The sequence below is a fragment of the Nonomuraea sp. NPDC003214 genome (assembly GCF_053590035.1).
In genome coordinates, this window is sequence record NZ_JBSFSX010000040.1 from 1 (window position 1) to 4,244 (window position 4,244).

Sequence of the window (4,244 nt, forward strand, 5' to 3'; positions counted from 1 at the left end):
CTCGGCGGCGCAGCTCGGCGGGGTAGGGAGACTTACCTGGCATGGACTCGATCCTCTCAAGAGATCAAGTCTCCACCGAACCCGGGGCGATTCAACCAGAGGAACGGCCTTGTCCCCATGGCCCTGGCCTGTTCGGTCCCGGGTCGATGGCGCCGGATGATCGGGCGGGCTCCCACCGCAACCAATAGCGGACCCTCGGCCCTCGCGCAGCGATCACCCGGAGCCGGAGTGCCCCCGCCGGAGGCGAAATAGATTGGCGGGCCAGAAAGCTCATGGAGCATGAGCTATGGGGTTGTTCAACAGAGTGAAGCTTCCTGAGCCGCTCACTTGCCCGAACTGCGGAGTAACTGGCATCTGGACGGCTCAGTTCTGGTTTGGGGCGACAAACCTTATCGACTACGAGGTGGGCGCACATACGGGCCGTAGTAGGTGAACGCGGCCATCACCGTGCACTTGCTCAGGGCGTCCTGGAAGGGTGTAGGCACTGCCGCACGCACGACTTCAGCGGCAGCCTGTGGGAGATGGTTGTCATTGAGATTGTCGATGACGTGATCGTGTCGGTAGTGCAGGACACCAGCGGTGATGGCTGGTGGGCCGAGGACTGGAAAATACTTGAGGCTTAGGCAGTGCTCAACCGAACGCAGCCCGGGCGCTTCACGCGTGAGAACGGCCCTAATGCCGCACACGCAGCGTGCGGACGCGCGGGGCGCACGGCGGCGCGGACTGCCGCATTCCCTGATCCGGAGCGGTTCAGCAAGCTTTCCGGATAAGTGGAGGCCGTACGGGACGATGGGCGTTTCGGCCTACATGTCCATGATCTCTGTCGCATGGGAAACGTGATCGCGACGGACGCGGGCGTGGACCTCAAGGATTTCACGGCGCGCGTGGAACACGACAACGTCCGCGCCGCAACGATCTACCAATATGCCGCCCGTGGAGCCGACAAGCTGATCACCGAAGCATCCGAGCATGCGATCGGATACCGGAAGAGCGAAGGCAGTTTTACGACCCCGCCCACCCTGGTGGCAGATAGGCGGACGAGCTAGCGAGATCAGGACTGCAGCCAGCGCCCGTCTTGATAGTCAACCGGTATCTCGCCATCTCCCGGCTCGATCCCCAACGCTTCCAGCGCATCGAACCATCGGTCCCGCTGAGAGTCGGGGAGGCGCATCCCGCACCAGGGACAGAATGAGATGGTGACGGAGGAACTGCCGCCGTCATGGACGAGCAGGCCGTACTCGGCGAACTGCTCATTGAATCTGATGAGCATGCCTGGACAGTCGGACGGTTCCGGATGTTGATCACACTTCCAAGTCACCTGGCGAACCATCGACTCGCAGCAGTGCTCGACCATGGACACCTCTCCACCTTATGGCACGTAGAGATCAGCAGTCCTGGACAAAATCAAAGCCCAGGCGCCGAATACTTCTGTCTACCTGGGCCTTCTGTATGTGAAGCGGGTGACGGCAATCGAATTCGCGCTTCAGCTTGGGAACTGCATCGACCACGGCCCACGAGGGCGCTGACCTGGGCAGCGAGCCGGTCCCGAGTGACCGTGATGAACCGCTCGTAACCCTCTTGATAGCCCGCTAATGGCCGGTGCTCACCCCACGAGCTGGTGTTCTCATACAGAGGCGCGCCAGAGCAGTCACTCAGCTACTGGCTCGCGGTGGTAGGCGCGTCCTCGACGATCGTCCCAGAGCGACAGCGCCTGCCCAGGCGGCGCGCCGCCACCTGATACCTACAAGAGCTATTCGGCTACCCTCAGTCGCACACGATTGCCTGGCGGATCTCGGCAATGAGTTTCACAAGATCGGTTACAAGCTTGGGACTTGCTGCGATGGTCGCGTGGGCGGTCATGCTGTGCGGGCTGCCGTCGAGATCGACCACCGTCGCTCCGGCCTCTCGGGCGATGATGACCCCTGCTGCGGTGTCCCAGGGGTTGTTGCTGAGCATGATGTTCGCGTCGATCCTGCCGTCCGCGACCCATGCGAGATCGATCGCGGCCGAGCCGAACATCCTGATGCGCTGGACGCGAGCGGCGAGTTCTTGGGTCAGGGCGAGGCGGGGCCGGTTGCGCTCGTCGGCGTTCTCCCCTACGGCGTAGTCGCCGATCGCCACGATCGCGGTCTGCAGTTCGCGGGCATCGCTCACTCGGATCTCGGATCCGTTGGCGAAAGCCCCGGCCTCTTCGGCAGCCGAGTAGCGGAGGTTGAGGACCGGTAGGTCGATCACTCCGAGTCTGGGCGTGTCCTTGTCGATCAGCCCGAGGGAGACGCCGCAGAGCGGGATGCCGTGCAGGAAGTTGGCGGTTCCGTCCACGGGGTCCAGCGCCCACAAAAGACCGTCGCCCAGGTGGCTGACGCCTTCCTCCTCGCCCAGAAATCCGATCTCAGGCGTCTCGCGGGACAGGAACTCCCGTACGGCCTGCTCCACGGCGAAGTCCACCTCCGTCGCCATGTCCCGGTCTCCCTTGGCCGTGATGACGCCAGGAGCCTTGGTACGGATGATCTCACTGGCGATCGACACAGCTCGTTCGGCGATGAGAAGAAGAGTTCGGGCGTCGATGGTCATACAGGCTTGCTCCACTCCCGAATATCCCTGAACACCTGGCCGAGGATGGGCAGCACCTCTCTCCGGCGGTGTTGTCCGTGACCCCAAAGGTAGGTGAATCGACTCCGCGCGCCGGCGGCAGGTTGAGCGAAAGGAGCGAAACCGCTGTGCGTCGGTCTACCGGCGGACGGCCCGCAGCCTTCGCAGAGGGAAACAGAGGCCCGAGCACGTCCCACACCTCGTCAGAGATCACCAGGCTGCGCCGGACAACTTCGAAGACCCCAATAGCACGCTCCGAGGCTGACCAACACTCGTTGCCCGCGCGCCACGAAGCGGCTACCGGTCAGACGGGGTCAGTGAACGAGATCGGCTTGCCGGTGGCGCGGGCATATGCGATCTCTCTGCTCGTGGATTCGCCGATGTACCCGCCTGGGTTGACGACCAGAACCCGGTCAGCCAGATCGATCTTGCGCAGGTGGAGGGCGTCCAGCGCGGTCTTCTGCTCGGTAGTGATCAACACATCTGCTTCGCCTGGCGCGACGACGATGACACCGGCGAGGGTCAGATCACGGTTCGCCGCACGCATCTCGTTCACGAACCGAATAGAGCCGCAGATGCAGACAATCTCAGGTCGGTCGGGCACGGCTCAATCCTTCGGTCGAACGGGAAACCGTCGCGTGTGTACGTTGACCTCACAGCCAGGACACGAGCCAACAGTTTATGCAGCGAGATGGACGCCACGCGGCTGCACCATCGCAGGCGGGAGGTGCGGCCCGTACTGGGAATGGCGCCGCTCGACGGCGAGGTCTGGGGTGCCTCCGGCTCACCGGCCTCCTTCAGCAACACGGCCCAATCTCGGCCAGAGCATGGTTCGGCGACCCACGTGTGTGTCCCGCCTTCCCACGATCCAGGCCAGCGTCAGCACGCCAACGCCGGTTGCGCCAGCGCTCCGGCGCGGGCTGGCACCAAGTTCAACCTGTTCCACGCTAAGCAGGCCGCTTGCTGGTGTTCCACCGCACGGCGGGATGGGTGCTGACGAGATCGGAGCGCCAATGCAATGATGACGCGGGGCCAGGCCAGCGTCATACGGGCGGAGTCGGGCAGGCTCAGCCCTTCGGCGATGCACTCGAAGACCTCGAACGAGGTGACCTGGACGGCGTCGTTCATGATTCCGCTGACCTTGCCCTGGCTGAGGCCGACGGCCACGCCGATGCGGGTCTGACAGACCCTGCGTACCGACGGACAAGCCGGAGCAGGTAGCCGATATCGCGGTTCGTGAGCGCGAAGTAGCGCAGTCCGAAGCGTTCGGTCAGCGGGGCGTTACGGCGGGGCATAAGGGCTTTCTGGTTCGGGTGCAGATGTCGCAATCCACACCGAGCCGAAGGTCCTCACCTGTTCACAAGAAACGTTCAGGTCGTGTCGTCCCGTACCTAACCTCTGTGGTCAGTACAAATAGTCCCGGGTCGATGGTGGGTGGGATGATCGGGCTTCCGCCTCAGCCGCCTACGAGCCCGGCGTGACGCGTGGCGATCATCCCGGAGCTGGAGCGTCCCCGCCGGAGGCGTGGCTTTGACGTTTACCAGCGCTGGGGTCGAACACTGAGCCGTTTTCATCCCCGGCGGCGGGCTGCTGATCACAGCATGATCGCAAGGTTCACGTTCGCCTGCTGACATGGCGAAACCCCTGGTAGA

5 protein-coding genes are annotated in these 4,244 nt (G+C 63.5%); 1 reads left to right on the forward strand and 4 read right to left on the reverse strand.

Translation table 11 applies throughout. The features are described 5' to 3' along the window. Nucleotides 1-827: 827 nt before the first annotated feature. Nucleotides 828-1,046 (forward strand): hypothetical protein, encoded by a 219-nt coding sequence (locus tag ACWDXC_RS45160; protein ID WP_449993235.1) that lies wholly within the window; start codon nt 828-830, stop codon nt 1,044-1,046. 5 nt (nt 1,047-1,051) lie between these two features. Here ACWDXC_RS45160 and ACWDXC_RS45165 read toward each other — a convergent pair whose 3' ends face one another. The 4 genes from ACWDXC_RS45165 to ACWDXC_RS45180 all read right to left on the reverse strand — a co-directional run bounded on the left by ACWDXC_RS45165 (nt 1,052) and on the right by ACWDXC_RS45180 (nt 3,759). Then, nucleotides 1,052-1,354 (reverse strand): DUF6980 family protein, encoded by a 303-nt coding sequence (locus tag ACWDXC_RS45165; protein ID WP_449993241.1) that lies wholly within the window; start codon nt 1,352-1,354, stop codon nt 1,052-1,054. Nucleotides 1,355-1,764: 410 nt separating this feature from the next. Then, the gene (locus ACWDXC_RS45170; RefSeq protein ID WP_449993236.1) at nt 1,765-2,574 is read right to left on the reverse strand and encodes an inositol monophosphatase family protein; all 810 of its coding nucleotides are present in this window, start codon (nt 2,572-2,574) and stop codon (nt 1,765-1,767) included. Between the two features lie 322 nt (nt 2,575-2,896). Next, nucleotides 2,897-3,148, reverse strand: coding sequence for a hypothetical protein (locus ACWDXC_RS45175; RefSeq protein WP_449993238.1), 252 nt, complete (start codon nt 3,146-3,148; stop codon nt 2,897-2,899). A gap of 323 nt (nt 3,149-3,471) precedes the next feature. Beyond that, complete coding sequence (locus ACWDXC_RS45180) at nt 3,472-3,759, reverse strand: hypothetical protein (protein ID WP_449993240.1); 288 nt, start codon at nt 3,757-3,759, stop codon at nt 3,472-3,474. Nucleotides 3,760-4,244 lie beyond the last annotated feature (485 nt).